Consider the following 19,929-nt stretch of genomic DNA (forward strand, 5'->3'; position numbering starts at 1 on the left):
TATTGAATCATATTCATGAACATTTAAAATTGGTACCAGTAGATAAGATTGATCTTCACGAAACATTCGAACCTTTAAGATTGGAAAAGACGAAAAGTAGTATTGAAGCAGATGATTTTATACGTCATCCTATTTTAGTGACAGCGATGCAACATGGTAGATATATGGTTATAGATGGTGTGCATCGGTATACAAGTTTGAAAGCGTTAGGATGTAAGAAAGTTCCAGTGCAAGAAATCCATGAAACACAATATTCAATTAGTACGTGGCAACATAAAGTTCCATTTGGTGTGTGGTGGGAAACGTTACAACAAGAACATCGCTTGCCATGGACTACTGAGACAAGACAAGAAGCGCCATTTATTACGATGTGTCATGGTGATACAGAACAATATTTGTATACGAAAGATTTAGGCGAAGCACATTTTCAAGTATGGGAAAAGGTTGTCGCAAGTTATAGTGGTTGTTGTTCTGTAGAGAGAATTGCACAAGGTACATATCCTTGTCTTTCTCAACAAGATGTACTCATGAAGTATCAGCCATTGAGTTATAAGGAAATTGAAGCGGTTGTTCATAAAGGGGAAACTGTGCCAGCAGGTGTGACACGCTTTAATATTTCAGGACGATGTCTTAATCTTCAAGTACCACTGGCATTACTTAAACAAGATGATGATGTTGAACAACTGCGCAATTGGAAGCAGTTTTTAGCAGATAAGTTTGCCAATATGAGATGCTATACTGAAAAAGTATACTTGGTGGAGCAATAGTTTTACTGTGATGTTGAGGGAAATATGATGATTTAGCGTATTGATAGCGAAAATATAATAAAACAATATAGTGTGGAGAACTTTTGATATTTTATAAATATTGAAGTTCTCCATTTTTGTATTTTGCATATAAAAATTAAATAAAATAAGGTATATTAAGGTAAAGTATAAATTTTAAATAAATGGGGAATGAGTATGAGCTCAATTATAGGAAAAATAGCAATTTGGATAGGCATCGTAGCTCAAATATATTTTAGTGTCGTTTTTGTTAGGATGATATCTATTAATATTGCTGGAGGATCTGATTACGAAACAATTTTTTTATTAGGATTAATATTGGCTCTTTTCACTGTTTTACCAACCATCTTTACTGCGATTTATATGGAAAGTTACTCTGTAATCGGAGGTGCACTTTTTATTGTTTATGCTATTATTGCACTGTGTTTATATAATTTCTTTTCGTCAATTTTATGGCTGATTGGTGGTATTTTGCTGATTTGGAATAAATACTCAAAAGATGAATCGACAGACGAAAATGAAAAAGTTGATATTGAAAGTACAGAGAATCAATTTGAATCTAAAGATAAAATCACTAAAGAATAAAGAGAATATTTAAGGCGGAGTATAAATATTAAATAAATGGGGAATAGACATGGAAAAAAATGTAGAAAAATCATTCATAAAGATAGGTTTATATTTTCAAATAGCTTATATAGTACTCATGGCTATAACTTTATGTGGGTTTGTAATTTGCTATGGACTAATTTTCGGCCTTTTCTATTTATTATCAGGTAGCACAGCTGATTATTCAATAGTAACAATAGTTATATCGGCAATAATTTCTATATTTGTAATTATACTTTCAATCGTACCTGTCATCGTATTGGCATCTGACTTATTTAAAGAAAGGATTTCAAAAGGTGTCATATTAATTGTATTGGCTATTATCGCTTTAGTATTATGCAACTTTGTATCTGCAATACTCTGGTTTGTTTCAGCCATATCTATTTTAGGTAGAAAAAAATTAGTATCTACAGCAGATACTACCACTATTCAAAAAAGTAAAGGGAACGCAAATCAAGCATCACATAAAGACACGTGTAAAAAGGAACTTGATAGTCAAGACATGATGGAACATCCTGAGTTTAAAAATCCCACGACTAAAAACCTAGAAGGATTAAACGAAGAAATACATAAAGATGAAGCTACAACTAAAGTTGACAGTGATAACACGCAACCGCCGATTGAATCAAAAGACCATGTCTCGAAAAAAGATTGATGACAAACTAATCGAGAGACTTAAAAAAATAATATTCAACATAAGAACTTTTAAAACGACATTTAAACACATTGCCAATCACTAATGGTAGTGCGTTTAACTATACCTTAAATATCTGAATATTTTGTTAAATGGAGCTACCTTTGTTGTACTATTCAAATGAAGAGGAGTAAAATGTAATTAAAGGAAAGTAATTTGAGGAGTGATCTTTATGACAAACAACAAAGTAGCGTTAGTAACTGGCGGAGCACAAGGGATTGGTTTTAAAATTGCAGAACGTTTAGTGGAAGATGGTTTCAAAGTAGCAGTTGTTGATTTCAATGAAGAAGGGGCAAAAGCAGCTGCACTTAAGTTATCAAGTGATGGTACAAAAGCTATTGCTATCAAAGCAGATGTATCAAACCGTGATGATGTATTTAATGCAGTAAGACAAACTGCAGCTCAATTTGGCGATTTCCATGTCATGGTTAACAATGCCGGCCTTGGACCAACAACACCAATCGATACAATTACTGAAGAACAGTTTAAAACAGTATATGGCGTGAACGTTGCAGGTGTGCTATGGGGTATTCAAGCCGCACATGAACAATTTAAAAAATTCAATCATGGCGGTAAAATTATCAATGCAACATCTCAAGCAGGCGTTGAGGGTAACCCAGGCTTGTCTTTATATTGCAGTACAAAATTCGCAGTGCGAGGTTTAACACAAGTAGCCGCACAAGATTTAGCGTCTGAAGGTATTACTGTGAATGCATTCGCACCTGGTATCGTTCAGACACCAATGATGGAAAGTATCGCAGTGGCAACAGCCGAAGAAGCAGGTAAACCTGAAGCATGGGGTTGGGAACAATTTACAAGTCAGATTGCTTTGGGCAGAGTTTCTCAACCAGAAGATGTTTCAAATGTAGTGAGCTTCTTAGCTGGTAAAGACTCTGATTACATTACTGGACAAACAATTATTGTAGATGGTGGTATGAGATTCCGTTAATAATCATGCATTAGCGATAAATAAATCCTTATTGTTAAGTTTAATCACTTAGCAGTAAGGATTTTTTAGTGCACTTAGAAGGGAGTGTATTGGTAGAAAATTAATAAGCGAAGTTCTTAAATGAGTTATGATGTCACTGTCTAATGCATCAGTTGAAAGCATTACTAGTATTAACACACCCAAGATATTATAAAACATCACAAAAACACCACTATCTAATTTATCTCAATAAAAATTCACAAAGTTATCTCATTTTATTTTTATAAATAAAAAATATCGATAAAAAGCTTACAATACTTTATGTTTTTATGATATATTTTTAATGTATAAATGAGGTGGAAGATTTGGAAAGAGTTTTGATAACTGGTGGGGCTGGTTTTATTGGGTCGCATTTAGTAGATGATTTACAACAAGATTATGATGTTTATGTTCTAGATAACTATAGAACAGGTAAACGAGAAAATATTAAAAGTTTGGCTGACGATCATGTGTTTGAATTAGATATTCGTGAATATGATGCAGTTGAACAAATCATGAAGACATATCAATTTGATTATGTTATTCATTTAGCAGCATTAGTTAGTGTTGCTGAGTCGGTTGAGAAACCTATCTTATCTCAAGAAATAAACGTCGTAGCAACATTAAGATTGTTAGAAATCATTAAAAAATATAATAGTCATATAAAACGTTTTATCTTTGCTTCGTCAGCAGCTGTTTATGGTGATCTTCCTGATTTGCCTAAAAGTGATCAATCATTAATCTTACCATTATCACCATATGCAATAGATAAATATTACGGCGAACGGACGACATTAAATTATTGTTCGTTATATAACATACCAACAGCGGTTGTTAAATTTTTTAATGTATTTGGGCCAAGACAGGATCCTAAGTCACAATATTCAGGTGTGATTTCAAAGATGTTCGATTCATTTGAGCATAACAAGCCATTTACATTTTTTGGTGACGGACTGCAAACTAGAGATTTTGTATATGTATATGATGTTGTTCAATCTGTACGCTTAATTATGGAACACAAAGATGCAATTGGACACGGTTATAACATTGGTACAGGCACTTTTACTAATTTATTAGAGGTTTATCGTATTATTGGTGAATTATATGGAAAATCAGTCGAGCATGAATTTAAAGAAGCACGAAAAGGAGATATTAAGCATTCTTATGCAGATATTTCTAACTTAAAGGCATTAGGATTTGTTCCTAAATATACAGTAGAAACAGGTTTAAAGGATTACTTTAATTTTGAGGTAGATAATATTGAAGAAGTTACAGCTAAAGAAGTGGAAATGTCGTGAAAATGACATTGAAGCTGTCCATAATAATAAGGGTTATGCCTATCAAAGAAAATTAGACAAACTAGAAGAAGTGAGAAAAAGCTATTACCCAATTAAACGTGCGATTGACTTAATTTTAAGCATTGTTTTATTATTTTTAACTTTACCGATTATGGTTATATTCGCCATTGCTATCGTCATAGATTCGCCAGGAAACCCTATTTATAGTCAGGTTAGAGTTGGGAAGATGGGTAAATTAATTAAAATATACAAATTACGTTCGATGTGCAAAAACGCAGAGAAAAACGGTGCGCAATGGGCTGATAAAGATGATGATCGTATAACAAATGTCGGGAAGTTTATTCGTAAAACACGCATTGATGAATTACCACAACTAATTAATGTTGTTAAAGGGGAAATGAGTTTTATTGGACCACGCCCGGAACGTCCGGAATTTGTAGAATTATTTAGTTCAGAAGTGATAGGTTTCGAGCAAAGATGTCTTGTTACACCAGGGTTAACAGGACTTGCGCAAATTCAAGGTGGATATGACTTAACACCGCAACAAAAACTGAAATATGACATGAAATATATACATAAAGGTAGTTTAATGATGGAACTATATATATCAATTAGAACATTGATGGTTGTTATTACAGGGGAAGGCTCAAGGTAGTCTTAATTTACTTAATAAGTTCAAATAAAAGTTATATTTTAAAGATTGTGACCAATTGTTACAGTATAACGAGGAATCCCTTGAGACAGTATCAAATGGCATTAAGAAATATGTGCCATCATTGATTTGCATGGCTATAAATACTATTCATCTGATGAGATAGCCATGTTAAGAAATTGAAAGTATAGCATTAAAGGGGTTTGTAACAGTTGAAAATTATATATTGTATTACTAAAGCAGACAATGGTGGTGCACAAACACATCTCATTCAACTTGCCAACCATTTTTGCGTACACCATGATGTTTATGTCATTGTAGGCAATCATGGACCAATGATTGAACAACTAGATGCAAGAGTTAATGTAATTATTATCGAACATTTAGTAGGTCCAATTGACTTTAAACAAGATATTTTAGCTGTCAAAGTGTTAGCGCAGTTATTCTCGAAAATTAAACCTGATGTTATCCATTTACATTCTTCCAAAGCTGGAACGGTCGGACGAATTGCGAAGTTCATTTCGAAATCGAAAGACACACGTATAGTTTTTACTGCACATGGATGGGCTTTTACAGAGGGTGTTAAACCAGCTAAAAAATTTCTATATTTAGTTATCGAAAAATTAATGTCACTTATTACAGATAGCATTATTTGTGTTTCAGATTTCGATAAACAGTTAGCGTTAAAATATCGATTTAATCGATTGAAATTAACCACAATACATAATGGTATTGCAGATGTTCCCGCTGTTAAGCAAACGCTAAAAAGCCAATCACATAACAATATTGGCAAAGTAGTTGGAATGTTGCCTAATAAACAAGATTTACAGATTAATGCCCCGACAAAGCATCAATTTGTTATGATTGCAAGATTTGCTTATCCAAAATTGCCACAAAATCTAATCGCGGCAATAGAGATATTGAAATTACATAACAGTAATCATGCGCATTTTACATTTATAGGCGATGGACCTACATTAAATGATTGTCAGCAACAAGTTGCACAAGCTGGGTTAGAAAATGATGTCACATTTTTGGGCAATGTCATTAATGCGAGTCATTTATTATCACAATACGATACGTTTATTTTAATAAGTAAGCATGAAGGTTTGCCAATTAGCATTATAGAAGCTATGGCTACAGGTTTGCCTGTTATAGCCAGTCATGTTGGCGGTATTTCAGAATTAGTAGCTGATAATGGTATATGTATGATGAACAATCAACCAGAAACTATTGCCAAAGTCTTGGAAAAATATTTAATAGACAGTGATTACATCAAAATGAGTAATCAATCTAGAAAACGTTATTTAGAATGTTTTACTGAGGAGAAAATGATTAAAGAAGTGGAAGACGTTTATAATGGAAAATCAACACAATAGTAAATTACTAACATTGTTACTTATCGGTTTAGCGGTTTTTATTCAGCAATCTTCGGTTATTGCCGGTGTGAATGTTTCTATAGCTGACTTTATCACATTACTAATATTAGTTTATTTACTGTTTTTCGCTAACCATTTATTAAAGGCAAATCATTTTTTACAGTTTTTCATTATTTTGTATACATATCGTATGATTATTACGCTTTGTTTGCTATTTTTTGATGATTTGATATTTATTACGGTTAAGGAAGTTCTTGCATCTACAGTTAAATATGCATTTGTAGTCATTTATTTCTATTTAGGGATGATCATCTTTAAGTTAGGTAATAGCAAAAAAGTGATCGTTACCTCTTATATTATAAGCAGTGTGACTATAGGTCTATTTTGTATTATAGCTGGTTTGAACAAGTCCCCTTTACTAATGAAATTGTTATATTTTGATGAAATACGTTCAAAAGGATTAATGAATGACCCTAACTATTTCGCGATGACACAGATTATTACATTGGTACTTGCTTACAAGTATATTCATAATTACATATTCAAGGTCCTTGCATGTGGTATTTTACTATGGTCTTTAACTACAACGGGGTCTAAGACTGCGTTTATCATATTAATCGTCTTAGCCATTTATTTCTTTATTAAAAAGTTATTTAGCAGAAATGCGGTAAGTGTTGTGAGTATGTTAGTGATTATGCTGATATTACTTTGTTTTACTTTTTATAATATCAACTACTATTTATTCCAATTAAGCGACCTTGATGCCTTACCGTCATTAGATCGAATGGCGTCTATTTTTGAAGAGGGGTTTGCATCATTAAATGATAGTGGATCTGAGCGAAGTGTTGTATGGATAAATGCCATTTCAGTAATTAAATATACATTAGGTTTTGGTGTTGGCTTAGTGGATTATGTACATATTGGCTCGCAAATTAATGGTATTTTACTTGTTGCCCATAATACATATTTGCAAATTTTTGTGGAATGGGGCATTTTATTCGGTGCGTTATTTATCATATTTATGCTTTATTTACTGTTTGAATTATTTAGATTTAACATTTCTGGGAAAAATGTAACAGCAATTGTTGTAATGTTGACGATGCTGATTTACTTTTTAACAGTATCATTTAATAACTCAAGATATGTCGCTTTTATTTTAGGAATTATCGTCTTTATTGTTCAATATGAAAAGATGGAAAGGGATCGTAATGAAGAGTGATTCACTAAAAGAAAATATTATTTATCAAGGGCTATACCAATTGATTAGAACGATGACACCACTGATTACAATACCCATTATTTCACGTGCATTTGGTCCCAGTGGTGTGGGTATTGTTTCATTTTCTTTCAATATCGTGCAATACTTTTTGATGATTGCAAGTGTTGGCGTTCAGTTATATTTTAATAGAGTTATCGCGAAGTCCGTTAACGACAAACGGCAATTGTCACAGCAGTTTTGGGATATCTTTGTCAGTAAATTATTTTTAGCGTTAACAGTTTTTGCGATGTATATGGTCGTAATTACTATATTTATTGATGATTACTATCTTATTTTCCTACTACAAGGAATCTATATTATAGGTGCAGCACTCGATATTTCATGGTTTTATGCTGGAACTGAAAAGTTTAAAATTCCTAGCCTCAGTAATATTGTTGCGTCTGGTATTGTATTAAGTGTAGTTGTTATCTTTGTCAAAGATCAATCAGATTTATCATTGTATGTATTTACTATTGCTATTGTGACGGTATTAAACCAATTACCTTTGTTTATCTATTTAAAACGATACATTAGCTTTGTTTCGGTTAATTGGATACACGTCTGGCAATTGTTTCGTTCGTCATTAGCATACTTATTACCAAATGGACAGCTCAACTTATATACTAGTATTTCTTGCGTTGTTCTTGGTTTAGTAGGCACATACCAACAAGTTGGTATCTTTTCTAACGCATTTAATATTTTAACGGTCGCAATCATAATGATTAATACATTTGATCTTGTAATGATTCCGCGTATTACCAAAATGTCTATCCAGCAATCACATAGTTTAACTAAAACGTTATCTAATAATATGAATATTCAATTGATATTAACAATACCTATGGTCTTTGGTTTAATTGCAATTATGCCATCATTTTATTTATGGTTCTTTGGTGAGGAATTCGCATCAACTGTCCCATTGATGACCATTTTAGCGATACTTGTATTAATCATTCCTTTAAATATGTTGATAAGCAGGCAATATTTATTAATAGTGAATAAAATAAGGTTATATAATGCGTCAATTACTATTGGTGCGGTAATGAATTTAGTATTATGTCTTGTTTTGATATATTTTTATGGAATTTACGGTGCGGCTATTGCACGTTTAATTACAGAGTTTATCTTACTTATTTGGCGATTTGTTGATATTACTAAAATCAATGTGAAGTTGAATATTGTAAGTACGATTCAATGTGTCATTGCTGCCGTTATGATGTTTATTGTGCTTGGTGTGGTCAATCATTATTTGCCCCCTACAATGTACGCTACGCTGCTATTAATTGCGATTGGTATAGTAGTTTATCTTTTATTAATGATGACTATGAAAAATCAATACGTATGGCAAATATTGAGGCTTCTTCGACATAAAACAATTTAAGTATCGGTAACGCTATACTTTAGAAATTTAAGATTAAGAAGAAAAGGCAATTTCTTATTGAAAAATGGAAGTTGTCTTTTTTAATTCTCTTTAAAAGCGGGAAACAAAAGCAGTTAAATGCCTTTTTGCATTCAATATTAAATATTATATCAATTTCGAATATTTAAATTTTATATAATTGGATATAACAAATAAATAATAATTATTGCAAAACACACCCGAAATTAATTATTATAAAAGTATATTCATAAAAGGAGGAATATACTTATGGCATTTAAATTACCAAATTTACCATATGCATATGATGCATTGGAACCATATATAGATCAAAGAACAATGGAGTTTCATCACGACAAACATCACAATACGTACGTGACGAAATTAAACGCAACAGTTGAAGGAACAGAGTTAGAGCATCAATCATTAGCGGATATGATTGCTAACTTAGACAAGGTACCGGAAGCGATGAGGATGTCAGTCCGTAATAATGGCGGTGGTCATTTTAACCATTCATTATTCTGGGAAATACTATCACCTAATTCTGAAGAAAAAGGTGGCGTAATAGATGACATCAAAGCGCAGTGGGGCACTTTAGATGAATTTAAAAATGAATTTGCAAATAAAGCAACAACATTATTTGGATCAGGTTGGACTTGGTTAGTTGTTAATGATGGCAAATTAGAAATTGTGACAACGCCAAACCAAGATAATCCATTAACAGAAGGCAAAACACCAATCTTACTATTTGATGTTTGGGAGCATGCCTACTATCTGAAATATCAAAATAAACGTCCAGACTATATGACTGCATTTTGGAATATTGTTAACTGGAAAAAAGTTGATGAATTATACCAAGCAGCAAAATAATATAACTTAATATAATTGAGGTGGAGCATCTACAAGGTGTTCCACTTTTTTGTACTTAATATCTTTACTTATTTGTTTTTGTGTAATGGGATAGCACGTAAAAGTGGCAAAATAATAAGATAAATTTCAACTCGAAATACCTTATTATTGTTGACTATAATGATGACCTAAATGTTATACACATCAGACAATACTATTAATTAATCAACATATTGACATTAAATAAATTGACAAAATAAGTAATTATTGTGAATCTAAAGTGAAATTTTTATAAAAAAATGTAATGATTCAAAAATTTTGTTGCATTTCTTTTGTAATCGTATGATAATGTAAATGTAATCAAATTGTAATATAAGGGGACAAGACAATGAAAAAATTAGCAACAGTAGGTTCTTTAATTGTAACAAGCACTTTAGTATTCTCAAGTATGCCTTTTCAAAATGCGCATGCCGACACAACTTCAATGAATGTGTCGAATAAACAAAGCCAAAATGTACAAAATCATCGTCCTTATGGCGGAGTAGTACCACAAGGAATGACGCAAGCACAATATACTGAATTAGAGAAAGCTTTATCCCAATTAAGCGCTGGCAGTAATATGCAAGACTATAATATGAAATTGTATGATGCGACGCAAAATATTGCTGATAAATACAATGTGATAATTACAACTAATGTAGGGGTATTTAAACCACATGCTGTTAGAGATATGAATGGCCATGCGTTACCTTTAACAAAAGATGGCAATTTTTATCAAACGAATGTAGATGCAAATGGTATTAATCATGGTGGTAGTGAAATGGTGCAAAATAAAACAGGTCATATGAGTCAACAAGGCCATATGAATCAGAACACACACATGAACCAACAGCCACACATGCAACAAGGTCATATGCAATCATCAAACCATCAAATGATGAGTCCAAAAGCAAATATGCATTCATCAAATCATCAAATGAACCAAAGTAACAAAAAAGTTTTACCAGCTGCTGGTGAAAGTATGACATCAAGTATTCTTACTGCAAGTATTGCCGCACTACTATTAGTATCTGGGTTATTCTTAGCATTTAGACGACGTTCAACAAATAAATAAACATAATACGATTAATAATAGAAAAATCGTGTGATTATCTGAGCGAGCCTAGGACATAAATCAATGTCCTAGGCTCGCTAATGTTATATTGGCAGTAGTTGACTGAATGAAATTGCGCTTGTAACAAGCTTTTCCATTTCTTACCAACTCCCTAAATAGTCATCAAAAAATTTCTTATATTTTAATAATTTTAATAATCCGATTGTCTTATACGTGTCAGTGTTAATTCAGAGATTTCCTGTGGAATATACCACTTATTAATCATAATTGGATAAGGTGTTTGTGCGTACAATGTTTCAATAATCAGCCAACAATGTGTATCACCATCAAACACGTGACTATGATTTTTGAAGTGGGGCGCTTTGGTAATAGACATTTTTAAATCTGATTGATATGCATTGCTATAAATCGTTTGCTCAACGAATGTCTTCATGTCGTCTTCGTTTTGTGTATTCACTTTAAATGTGTCAATGACATTTAACGGTATAAAGGTAAAGCAAAATGCATCAGCTTGCTTAGAATGATTGTCCTTTTTTTGATAATAGCGTTCCATTGCAATGACGGCAGAAGGATGGTTTGCAAACAAATGATTTGTATATTCACTTTCTAAATCAACACGATAATTAATTGATGACATAGATACGCGAGCTAGCAATATTTGATCAAGTGGATGCTTAAATTGATCCATACTTGAAGCGTGTTGGGCATTTGTTTGTGGAATAACAAAGTGTCCCTTCCCTCTTGTACTCTCTACGATGCCATCTTCGGCTAACAATTTTATAGCTTGGCGCAAAGTCATACGACTGACATCAAAGCGCGCACAAAGTTCCTTTTCAGTAGGTAATGCATGGCCACTCGGATATTTTCCTATTTGAATTTCTTTATATAACGTATTATAAATCGTTAAAAATTTTGGTTGTGTTTGCGTCACGTAGACAACCTCCATAAAGTTACTTAATCACTCTCATCATACAATAATTTTTACTCGAATTGGAAAAATTATAAAAATTAAATATAGATAGGCTTTGAAAATTAGTTTTATACAAGGTTAGTAGCTGTAACTGTAAAATGTTCTTAATATTGTCAAAATGTAATGCTTGAAAGCGCTTTTAAAAAATATTATTATATACATGGTTAGACAAATAGACAAATCACTATACAAATATTGGGAGGAATATTTTATGAAATCAACACCACACATTAAACCAATGAATGACGTCGAAATTGCAGAAACGGTTCTATTGCCAGGAGATCCGTTAAGAGCTAAGTTCATTGCAGAAACTTATTTGGATGATGTGGAACAGTTCAATACAGTGCGAAACATGTTTGGTTTTACCGGAACATATAAAGGTAAAAAAGTTTCTGTCATGGGTTCAGGTATGGGTATGCCATCTATTGGCATTTACTCTTATGAATTAATTCATACATTTGGTTGTAAAAAATTAATTCGCGTTGGTTCTTGTGGCGCGATGCAAGAAAACATTGATTTATATGATGTGATTATTGCACAAGGTGCCTCTACTGATTCAAATTACGTTCAACAATATCAATTACCAGGTCATTTTGCGCCAATTGCTTCTTATCAATTATTAGAAAAAGCAGTTGGAACAGCACGTGACAAAGGTGTACGTCATCATGTAGGTAATGTGTTATCAAGTGATATTTTCTATAACGCGGATACAACAGCGAGTGAACGTTGGATGCGTATGGGTATTTTAGGTGTAGAAATGGAATCAGCTGCATTATACATGAATGCAATTTACGCTGGTGTCGAAGCATTAGGTGTGTTCACAGTGAGCGATCATTTAATTCATGAAACGTCAACAACACCTGAGGAAAGGGAACGTGCATTTACAGATATGATTGAAATTGCACTGTCATTGGTTTAGATAATTATGAATGTTGAATATTCTAAAATAAAGAAAGCAGTACCTATTTTATTATTCTTATTTGTATTCAGTTTGGTTATAGACAACTCATTTAAATTGATTTCTGTAGCCATTGCTGATGACTTAAACATTTCTGTAACGACAGTAAGTTGGCAAGCGACATTAGCCGGTTTAGTAATTGGTATTGGCGCTGTAGTATACGCTTCATTATCTGATGCCATTAGTATACGCACACTATTTATTTATGGCGTGATATTAATCATTATCGGATCAATTATTGGTTACATTTTCCAACATCAATTCGCATTACTTTTAGTTGGACGTATTATTCAAACTGCCGGTTTAGCCGCTGCAGAGACATTATATGTGATATATGTTGCAAAGTATCTTTCTAAAGAGGACCAGAAGACTTACCTTGGCTTAAGTACGAGCAGTTATTCCTTGTCATTAGTTATCGGTACATTATCAGGTGGATTTATTTCTACGTATTTACACTGGACAAATATGTTTTTAATTGCATTAATCGTAGTATTTACGTTGCCATTCCTATTTAAATTATTACCAAAAGAAAATAATACGAATAAAGCTCATTTAGATTTTGTTGGCTTAATTCTAGTGGCAACTATTGCTACAACAGTCATGCTGTTTATTACGAACTTTAATTGGTTATATATGATTGGTGCCTTAATTGCGATTATCGTTTTTGCGCTATATATTAAAAATGCGCAACGTCCATTAGTAAATAAATCATTTTTCCAAAATAAACGTTATGCTTCATTTTTATTTATAGTATTTGTAATGTATGCTATCCAATTGGGTTATATTTTTACGTTCCCATTCATAATGGAGCAAATTTATCATCTGCAACTAGACACAACATCACTGTTATTAGTACCGGGTTATATAGTAGCAGTCATCGTTGGTGCACTAAGTGGTAAAATCGGCGAATATCTGAATTCAAAACAAGCGATTATCACAGCAATTATTTTAATCGCACTGAGCTTGATTTTACCTGCATTTGCAGTAGGTAATCACATTTCAATCTTCGTCATTTCTATGATATTCTTTGCAGGTAGCTTTGCTTTAATGTATGCACCTTTACTTAACGAAGCCATTAAAACAATAGATCTTAATATGACAGGTGTGGCTATTGGTTTTTATAATTTAATTATTAATGTGGCGGTATCTGTAGGTATTGCGATTGCTGCGGCTCTAATCGATTTTAAAGCATTAAATTTCCCAGGCAATGATGCATTAAGTTCACATTTCGGTATTATTTTAATTATTTTAGGTTTAATGAGTATTGTCGGATTAGTTTTATTCGTCAGCTTAAATCGTTGGACACAATCTGAAAAATAAATAGATATAAATTCGCGAGATATATTCGTATTTATAGTAAAATTAAATAAAGAGATTATATAACACGAGGAGTAGTAAGTATGAAATTTGAGAAATATATAGATCACACTTTATTGAAGCCTGAGTCAACACGTACGCAAATCGATCAAATCATCGATGAAGCGAAAGCATACAATTTTAAATCTGTATGTGTGAATCCAACACATGTTAAATATGCAGCAGAGCGACTAGCTGATTCAGAGGTGCTCGTTTGTACGGTAATAGGATTCCCATTAGGTGCGTCGACAACTGCAACGAAAGCATTTGAAACAGAAGATGCAATTCAAAATGGTGCAGATGAAATTGACATGGTCATCAACATCGGCGCATTAAAAGATGGACGTTTTGATGATGTACAACAAGACATTGAAGCAGTGGTTAAAGTTGCGAAAGGTCACACAGTAAAAGTGATTATTGAGACGGTATTGTTGGACCATGACGAAATTGTAAAAGCGAGTGAATTAACAAAAGCGGCTGGTGCGGACTTCGTTAAAACTTCAACAGGTTTTGCAGGTGGCGGTGCGACTGCAGAAGACGTTAAATTAATGAAAGATACAGTAGGTGCTGATGTAGAAGTAAAAGCATCAGGTGGCGTACGTAATTTAGAAGATTTCAATAAAATGGTTGAAGCAGGTGCGACACGTATTGGTGCGAGCGCAGGTGTTCAAATTATGCAAGGTTTAGAAGCAGATTCAGATTACTAATATATATAAATTTTGGGAGTGATAGCTATGACAAGACCATTTAATCGTGTACATTTAATCGTAATGGATTCAGTAGGTATTGGTGAAGCGCCAGACGCAGCTGATTTTAAAGATGAAGGTTCACATACTTTAAGACATACCTTAGAAGGTTTCGATCAAACTTTACCAAACCTTGAAAAGTTAGGTCTAGGGAACATCGATAAATTACCAGTAGTAAATGCAGTTGAACAACCAGAAGCATACTATACTAAATTGAGTGAAGCTTCAGTTGGTAAAGATACAATGACTGGTCACTGGGAAATTATGGGTTTAAATATTATGCAACCTTTTAAAGTATACCCTAATGGATTCCCTGAAGAGTTAATTCAACAAATTGAAGAAATGACAGGTCGTAAAGTTGTTGCTAACAAACCGGCATCGGGTACGCAAATTATCGATGAGTGGGGCGAGCACCAAATGAAAACTGGTGACTTAATTGTTTATACAAGTGCAGACCCAGTATTGCAAATTGCTGCACATGAAGACATTATCCCATTAGAAGAGTTATATGATATTTGTGAAAAGGTTCGTGAGTTGACAAAAGACCCTAAATATTTAATTGGTCGTATTATCGCACGTCCATATGTTGGTGAACCAGGAAACTTTACACGTACATCTAATCGACATGACTATGCGTTAAAACCTTTTGGTAAAACTGTCTTAGATCATTTGAAAGACGGTGGTTATGATGTTATTGCCATCGGTAAAATTAATGACATTTATGATGGTGAAGGTGTAACAGAAGCGGTTCGTACGAAGAGTAACATGGACGGTATGGATCAATTGATGAAAATTGTTAAGAAAGATTTCACAGGTATTAGCTTCTTAAACTTAGTAGACTTTGATGCATTATACGGTCATCGTCGTGATAAACCAGGTTATGCACAAGCAATTAAAGATTTCGATGATCGCTTGCCAGAACTGTTTAGCAACTTAAAAGAAGACGATTTAGTAATTATTACAGCAGACCATGGTAATGACCCGACAGCGCCAGGTACGGACCATACGAGAGAATATATCCCAGTAATTATGTACAGTCCGAAATTTAAAGGTGGTCATGCACTAGAAAGTGATACTACATTCAGTTCTATCGGTGCAACTATAGCAGATAATTTCAACGTAACATTACCAGAGTTCGGTAAAAGTTATTTAAAGGAATTGAAATAGAATAAATTTAGATATAATAAAAACAGCAGTGAAGTTAACTATAACAATAGTTTTCTTCACTGCTGTTTTTATTATAATAGAGAAACGTAAGACGGTAGGACCTCTTATTTAGGAGTATCCTGATTTAATGTTAAACAATACGTTTTCGGATTGAACCGGAAATTAAATCTACAATTGCGACCATTAGTACTAAACCGATTAATATAATACCTACACGGTCCCAAGAACGTGTTTGAATGGCAAATATGAGTGGTGTCCCGATACCACCAGCCCCAATTAGCCCCAGTATAGAAGCTGAACGTAAGTTTAGTTCAAAGCGATAAAGTATGAGAGATAGAAAGGCAGGCATAATTTGTGGTATGACTGCAAATACGAGTGTTTTAATCTTATTCGCACCACTGGCCTTTAATGATTCTATAGCACTGAAATCTAGACCTTCAATATCTTCAGCTAAAAGTTTCCCAAGCATACCTACAGAATGGATACCTAAAGCTAATACACCTGAAAATGAACCTGGGCCAACAGCTTTGATAAATATAAGTGCCATTACAATTTCTGGGAAGACACGTATAACACTTAAAATAAATTTGCTAACACCTGAAACCGGGCGTAACTTTACCATATTATTTGCACCTAGAAATGCTAATGGAATACAGATAATTGCGGCGATGAAAGTACCTACAACGGCTATCGCAAAGGTTTCAAGTAAACCACGTAATAAGTCTTCGCCATCTGGTATATAGATATAGCTGATGTCAGGATGGAATAATCCGCTGAATATGGATTTTAAGATTTCTAATGATTTACTTTTAAGTTCTAAACTTGGTACACCTGCAAATGCCCAGATGATAATAGCTAAGACAACAATTGCAATAAGCCATCTTTTAATCAATTTTCGTTTGTGTGCTTTTGTGTGAACATTATATTTTGCTATTTCCTGTGTCATGCGAGATGTGCCCTCACTTTCGTACTGATGTAATCAATGACGACGACAATAACTAAAGTAAATAAAATAATCGTTGCTGTTTTTGGATATTGAAATAAACCAAGTGTTTGATCATAAAACAATCCAATACCGCCAGCGCCGACTAATCCAAGCACAGCTGAAGCACGTATATTTACTTCAAATGCATATAATACGTATGACATAAATGACGATATGGCTTGTGGTACAACACCGAAAACAATCCATTTTATTTTATTAGCGCCAACAGCCGTCATTGCTTCCATTGGACCTGGATCTATCGTTTCCAATGATTCATATAATAATTTTCCAATAATACAGATAGTTAAAATAAACAGTGCTAATATCCCTGGAATTTGACCGATTCCAAATACAGCCACAAAGATTGCTGCTAATAGCAAATCCGGTATAGTACGAACTATATTTAAAATAAAACGCGAGGGTATTGAAATCCACTTTTGATGAACGATATTGCTAGCACATAATAACGCAATTGGTATTGAAACGATGCTACCTAATACTGTACTTACGATAGCCATTCGAATAGTATCTAACATTGGCGTTGTAATTTGTTGTAAATACTCGAAATCAGGTGGAATCATTTGTTTGAATAGATCACCTATTTGAGGTATTCCTATCATTAAATCTCCAAAATTAAACCCCGTATAAATGAAGCTCCAAATGATAAGCACAATGATTAACATGAAGGTAAAACTCGTTTTTAAAGAAACCTTTTTCTTTAAAAGGGAGTCATACTTTGTAGGTGTTTCTAAAGGCATGTTAGTTCACTCCTAGCTTTTCATCTTCTTTAATTGTACGTCCATATATTTCACTAAATACGTCATCTGTTGCTTCAGATGCAGGACCATCATAGACAACCTCACCATCACGTAAACCAATGATGCGTGTGCCATATTCTTTTGCTAAGTCAACAAAATGTAAGTTAATTAAAATTGTGATGCCTAATTCTTGGTTGATTTTTCTTAAATCATCCATAACCTGTTTCGTAGTTAATGGGTCTAATGAAGCAACTGGCTCATCTGCAAGAATAATTTCAGATTCTTGGCATAGTGCACGTGCAATAGATATACGTTGTTGTTGACCTCCTGATAATTCATCAGAGCGTTGATTATATTTATCTAAGATGTTGACCCGTTCTAGTGCATCCATTGCTTTAATTTTGTCTTCTTTTGGGAATAAACCTAATACCATTTTCCAAGTAGGGTGATAACCTACACGTCCACTTAGTACATTTCGTAATACACTTGACCGTTTAACTAAATTAAAATGTTGGAAAATCATACCTATATTTCGGCGCATTTCTAATAGTGCTTTACCATGGGCTTTAGTGATTGATTTACCTTGGATGAAAATTTCACCTGACGTGATATCATGCAAACGATTTACAGATCTTAATAACGTGGATTTCCCAGCACCAGATAGTCCGACAATGACTGCAAATTCACCTTTTTCAATATTTAAGTTAATATTTTTCAAGCCTACATGACCGTTAGGATAGACTTTACTGACGTTTTTAAATTCGATTTGACTCATGTTTGACACCTTTCTTTAATAAAGAAAAGCCAAGGTAAACTGAAATATCATAGACATTGGGTTTCTGTGTACAAATGGTTTCAAATGTACAGCGACACCTTTCTATATCTGTTTCAGTTTAGCGCCTAGCTTTTCAATATTAATCTAGAATATATCTATTGAACGAAAGCTTTTAATACCAAATTCGCTAATGATTCATTTGTTAAATAATGATTATTTCATATCTTTAACTAATTTTTCGTACTCTCTTACAATGTCGAAATTTGAATCTTTCGTTTCTGTGTATCCTTCATGTGAATAAACTTCGCTAATAATTTTGTGACCTTCTTTTGATTTAGCAATGTCTATAAAAGCTTTTTTCAATTTTTCTTGGAAATCTTTATCCATATCTGGTCTTACAGAAATTGTGTCATTCGGAATAGCTTGTGTTAATTTTAAAATTCGTGTGTCTTTAAATACATTTGGTTGGTCTTTTTTCACAGTATTACGTGCATCGTTAAATACAGCCGCAGCATCTACATCTCCATTTAATAATGAGATAACTGCTTGGTCATGACCTTTAACATTCACAATTTTCATATCTTTAGTTGCATTAATACCTGCTTCGTTTTTTAACATCGCAAGTGGGAATGTATATCCAGCAGTTGATGTTACATCTTGTAAGGCAATTTTCTTACCTTTTAAATCTTTCAAGCTTTTAATTTTTGAGTCTTTTTTAACAAGAATTTCTGACTTATAACTATCTACAAGTTCTTTACTTGCTGAACCATCTTCTTTTACACCGAAACGTTGTGCTTGTAATAATAAATCAGCTGCTTTTTGATCATGTGCTAATGTGTATGCCGTTGGTGGTAAGAAACCAACATCAACTTTTTTAGACTTCATAGCTTCAACAATTGTATTGTAGTTAGTTGATACAGACACTTTAACTGGAATCCCTAATTCTTTAGATAGTAATTTTTCTAATGGTTTTGCTTTAGCCTCTAATGTTCCAGCATTTTGCGAAGGTACAAATTGTACTGTTAATTCTTTAGGTTTGTATCCTCCTGATTTAGAATCCGAATCATTACTAGCGTTCTTTTGATTATCTAAAGAACTTGAATTTCCACATGCTGCTGCAAAAACAATGACTGCTAACATTAATACAAATAAACACTTAAATTTTTTCATTTGATAACTGTCCCCTTCACATTCTTAATCGTGTAATATGTATGCAATGAAATTACACTTATAG

General features: G+C 33.2%; 21 protein-coding genes and 1 pseudogene. 17 read left to right on the forward strand and 5 right to left on the reverse strand.

The annotated features are described in order from the left end of the window. The first annotated feature begins 2 nt into the window (after positions 1-2). The 13 genes and pseudogenes from sbnI to IDG66_RS14120 all read left to right on the forward strand — a co-directional run bounded on the left by sbnI (position 3) and on the right by IDG66_RS14120 (position 10,980). Positions 3-767 (forward strand): bifunctional transcriptional regulator/O-phospho-L-serine synthase SbnI, encoded by a 765-nt coding sequence (gene sbnI / locus IDG66_RS02495; protein ID WP_001015549.1) that lies wholly within the window; start codon positions 3-5, stop codon positions 765-767. Positions 768-962: 195 nt separating this feature from the next. Then, positions 963-1,370, forward strand: coding sequence for a hypothetical protein (locus tag IDG66_RS02500; protein WP_000094898.1), 408 nt, complete (start codon positions 963-965; stop codon positions 1,368-1,370). 49 nt (positions 1,371-1,419) lie between these two features. Continuing rightward, entirely contained in the window at positions 1,420-2,046 is a 627-nt protein-coding gene (locus IDG66_RS02505; RefSeq protein WP_000414635.1) for an MFS transporter, read from the forward strand. A gap of 211 nt (positions 2,047-2,257) precedes the next feature. Further along, complete coding sequence (locus IDG66_RS02510; protein ID WP_000183771.1) at positions 2,258-3,034, forward strand: (S)-acetoin forming diacetyl reductase; 777 nt, start codon at positions 2,258-2,260, stop codon at positions 3,032-3,034. Positions 3,035-3,177: 143 nt separating this feature from the next. After that, positions 3,178-3,300, forward strand: a complete 123-nt coding sequence (locus IDG66_RS02515) for a hypothetical protein (RefSeq protein WP_001789407.1) — start codon at positions 3,178-3,180, stop codon at positions 3,298-3,300. 69 nt (positions 3,301-3,369) lie between these two features. Then, complete coding sequence (locus tag IDG66_RS02520) at positions 3,370-4,350, forward strand: NAD-dependent epimerase/dehydratase family protein (RefSeq protein WP_001793242.1); 981 nt, start codon at positions 3,370-3,372, stop codon at positions 4,348-4,350. Next, entirely contained in the window at positions 4,313-5,005 is a 693-nt protein-coding gene (locus tag IDG66_RS02525; RefSeq protein ID WP_000736084.1) for a sugar transferase, read from the forward strand. Before IDG66_RS02520 ends, IDG66_RS02525 begins: the two co-directional genes overlap by 38 nt. 209 nt (positions 5,006-5,214) lie before the next feature. After that, positions 5,215-6,381, forward strand: a complete 1,167-nt coding sequence (locus IDG66_RS02530; RefSeq protein ID WP_000692489.1) for a glycosyltransferase family 4 protein — start codon at positions 5,215-5,217, stop codon at positions 6,379-6,381. After that, positions 6,362-7,600, forward strand: a complete 1,239-nt coding sequence (locus IDG66_RS02535; RefSeq protein ID WP_000431229.1) for an O-antigen ligase family protein — start codon at positions 6,362-6,364, stop codon at positions 7,598-7,600. Before IDG66_RS02530 ends, IDG66_RS02535 begins: the two co-directional genes overlap by 20 nt. Further along, entirely contained in the window at positions 7,590-9,020 is a 1,431-nt protein-coding gene (locus IDG66_RS02540; protein WP_000834091.1) for an oligosaccharide flippase family protein, read from the forward strand. Before IDG66_RS02535 ends, IDG66_RS02540 begins: the two co-directional genes overlap by 11 nt. Before the next feature lie 267 nt (positions 9,021-9,287). Continuing rightward, on the forward strand, positions 9,288-9,887 hold the full coding sequence (locus tag IDG66_RS02545; RefSeq protein WP_000874681.1) for a superoxide dismutase: 600 nt from the start codon (positions 9,288-9,290) through the stop codon (positions 9,885-9,887). A gap of 367 nt (positions 9,888-10,254) precedes the next feature. Continuing rightward, positions 10,255-10,856 (forward strand): annotated as a pseudogene (locus tag IDG66_RS02550) (hypothetical protein). Next, positions 10,843-10,980, forward strand: a complete 138-nt coding sequence (locus tag IDG66_RS14120; RefSeq protein WP_223181133.1) for an LPXTG cell wall anchor domain-containing protein — start codon at positions 10,843-10,845, stop codon at positions 10,978-10,980. Before IDG66_RS02550 ends, IDG66_RS14120 begins: the two are co-directional and overlap by 14 nt. Positions 10,981-11,170: 190 nt before the next feature. Here IDG66_RS14120 and IDG66_RS02555 read toward each other — a convergent pair whose 3' ends face one another. Further along, the gene (locus IDG66_RS02555; RefSeq protein WP_001789411.1) at positions 11,171-11,926 is read right to left on the reverse strand and encodes a GntR family transcriptional regulator; all 756 of its coding nucleotides are present in this window, start codon (positions 11,924-11,926) and stop codon (positions 11,171-11,173) included. Positions 11,927-12,161: 235 nt separating this feature from the next. On the opposite strand from IDG66_RS02555, the gene deoD reads away from it, so the two are divergent. From deoD to deoB, 4 genes are all read left to right on the forward strand, one after another. Continuing rightward, complete coding sequence (gene deoD, locus IDG66_RS02560; RefSeq protein WP_000843294.1) at positions 12,162-12,869, forward strand: purine-nucleoside phosphorylase; 708 nt, start codon at positions 12,162-12,164, stop codon at positions 12,867-12,869. A 6-nt stretch (positions 12,870-12,875) separates the two neighbouring features. Then, positions 12,876-14,228, forward strand: coding sequence for a tetracycline efflux MFS transporter Tet(38) (tet(38), locus tag IDG66_RS02565; RefSeq protein WP_001100294.1), 1,353 nt, complete (start codon positions 12,876-12,878; stop codon positions 14,226-14,228). Positions 14,229-14,308: 80 nt separating this feature from the next. Then, a complete protein-coding gene (gene deoC, locus IDG66_RS02570) occupies positions 14,309-14,971 on the forward strand; it encodes a deoxyribose-phosphate aldolase (protein ID WP_000667279.1) in 663 nt (220 codons plus the stop codon). Positions 14,972-14,998: 27 nt separating this feature from the next. Then, positions 14,999-16,177, forward strand: a complete 1,179-nt coding sequence (gene deoB, locus IDG66_RS02575) for a phosphopentomutase (RefSeq protein WP_000197806.1) — start codon at positions 14,999-15,001, stop codon at positions 16,175-16,177. A gap of 130 nt (positions 16,178-16,307) precedes the next feature. Here the strand turns inward: deoB and phnE (IDG66_RS02580) are convergent, their stop codons facing one another. The 4 genes from phnE (IDG66_RS02580) to IDG66_RS02595 form a co-directional block, all read right to left on the reverse strand. Continuing rightward, on the reverse strand, positions 16,308-17,123 hold the full coding sequence (gene phnE, locus IDG66_RS02580) for a phosphonate ABC transporter, permease protein PhnE (RefSeq protein ID WP_000191089.1): 816 nt from the start codon (positions 17,121-17,123) through the stop codon (positions 16,308-16,310). Beyond that, entirely contained in the window at positions 17,120-17,920 is an 801-nt protein-coding gene (phnE, locus tag IDG66_RS02585) for a phosphonate ABC transporter, permease protein PhnE (protein ID WP_001127863.1), read from the reverse strand. Before phnE (IDG66_RS02585) ends, phnE (IDG66_RS02580) begins: the two co-directional genes overlap by 4 nt. Position 17,921: 1 nt before the next feature. Further along, entirely contained in the window at positions 17,922-18,695 is a 774-nt protein-coding gene (phnC, locus tag IDG66_RS02590) for a phosphonate ABC transporter ATP-binding protein (RefSeq protein WP_000078092.1), read from the reverse strand. Positions 18,696-18,908: 213 nt separating this feature from the next. After that, on the reverse strand, positions 18,909-19,865 hold the full coding sequence (locus tag IDG66_RS02595; protein WP_000713597.1) for a phosphate/phosphite/phosphonate ABC transporter substrate-binding protein: 957 nt from the start codon (positions 19,863-19,865) through the stop codon (positions 18,909-18,911). Positions 19,866-19,929 lie beyond the last annotated feature (64 nt).

The organism is Staphylococcus sp. EG-SA-18 (assembly GCF_017151825.1).
Taxonomy (GTDB): domain Bacteria; phylum Bacillota; class Bacilli; order Staphylococcales; family Staphylococcaceae; genus Staphylococcus; species Staphylococcus aureus.

What these genes read in the sequence shown, in the direction of transcription:
- IDG66_RS02500 (WP_000094898.1), top strand. Translation starts at nt 963, where the DNA reads ATGAGCTCAATTATAGGAAAAATAGCAATTTGGATAGGCATCGTAGCT.
- IDG66_RS02505 (WP_000414635.1), top strand. Translation starts at nt 1,420, where the DNA reads ATGGAAAAAAATGTAGAAAAATCATTCATAAAGATAGGTTTATATTTT.
- IDG66_RS02510 (WP_000183771.1), top strand. Translation starts at nt 2,258, where the DNA reads ATGACAAACAACAAAGTAGCGTTAGTAACTGGCGGAGCACAAGGGATT.
- IDG66_RS02515 (WP_001789407.1), top strand. Translation starts at nt 3,178, where the DNA reads ATGCATCAGTTGAAAGCATTACTAGTATTAACACACCCAAGATATTAT.
- IDG66_RS02535 (WP_000431229.1), top strand. Translation starts at nt 6,362, where the DNA reads ATGGAAAATCAACACAATAGTAAATTACTAACATTGTTACTTATCGGT.
- IDG66_RS02540 (WP_000834091.1), top strand. Translation starts at nt 7,590, where the DNA reads ATGAAGAGTGATTCACTAAAAGAAAATATTATTTATCAAGGGCTATAC.
- IDG66_RS02545 (WP_000874681.1), top strand. Translation starts at nt 9,288, where the DNA reads ATGGCATTTAAATTACCAAATTTACCATATGCATATGATGCATTGGAA.
- IDG66_RS14120 (WP_223181133.1), top strand. Translation starts at nt 10,843, where the DNA reads ATGAACCAAAGTAACAAAAAAGTTTTACCAGCTGCTGGTGAAAGTATG.
- IDG66_RS02555 (WP_001789411.1), bottom strand. Translation starts at nt 11,926, where the DNA reads ATGGAGGTTGTCTACGTGACGCAAACACAACCAAAATTTTTAACGATT.
- deoD (WP_000843294.1), top strand. Translation starts at nt 12,162, where the DNA reads ATGAAATCAACACCACACATTAAACCAATGAATGACGTCGAAATTGCA.
- deoC (WP_000667279.1), top strand. Translation starts at nt 14,309, where the DNA reads ATGAAATTTGAGAAATATATAGATCACACTTTATTGAAGCCTGAGTCA.
- deoB (WP_000197806.1), top strand. Translation starts at nt 14,999, where the DNA reads ATGACAAGACCATTTAATCGTGTACATTTAATCGTAATGGATTCAGTA.
- phnE (WP_000191089.1), bottom strand. Translation starts at nt 17,123, where the DNA reads ATGACACAGGAAATAGCAAAATATAATGTTCACACAAAAGCACACAAA.
- phnE (WP_001127863.1), bottom strand. Translation starts at nt 17,920, where the DNA reads ATGCCTTTAGAAACACCTACAAAGTATGACTCCCTTTTAAAGAAAAAG.
- phnC (WP_000078092.1), bottom strand. Translation starts at nt 18,695, where the DNA reads ATGAGTCAAATCGAATTTAAAAACGTCAGTAAAGTCTATCCTAACGGT.
- IDG66_RS02595 (WP_000713597.1), bottom strand. Translation starts at nt 19,865, where the DNA reads ATGAAAAAATTTAAGTGTTTATTTGTATTAATGTTAGCAGTCATTGTT.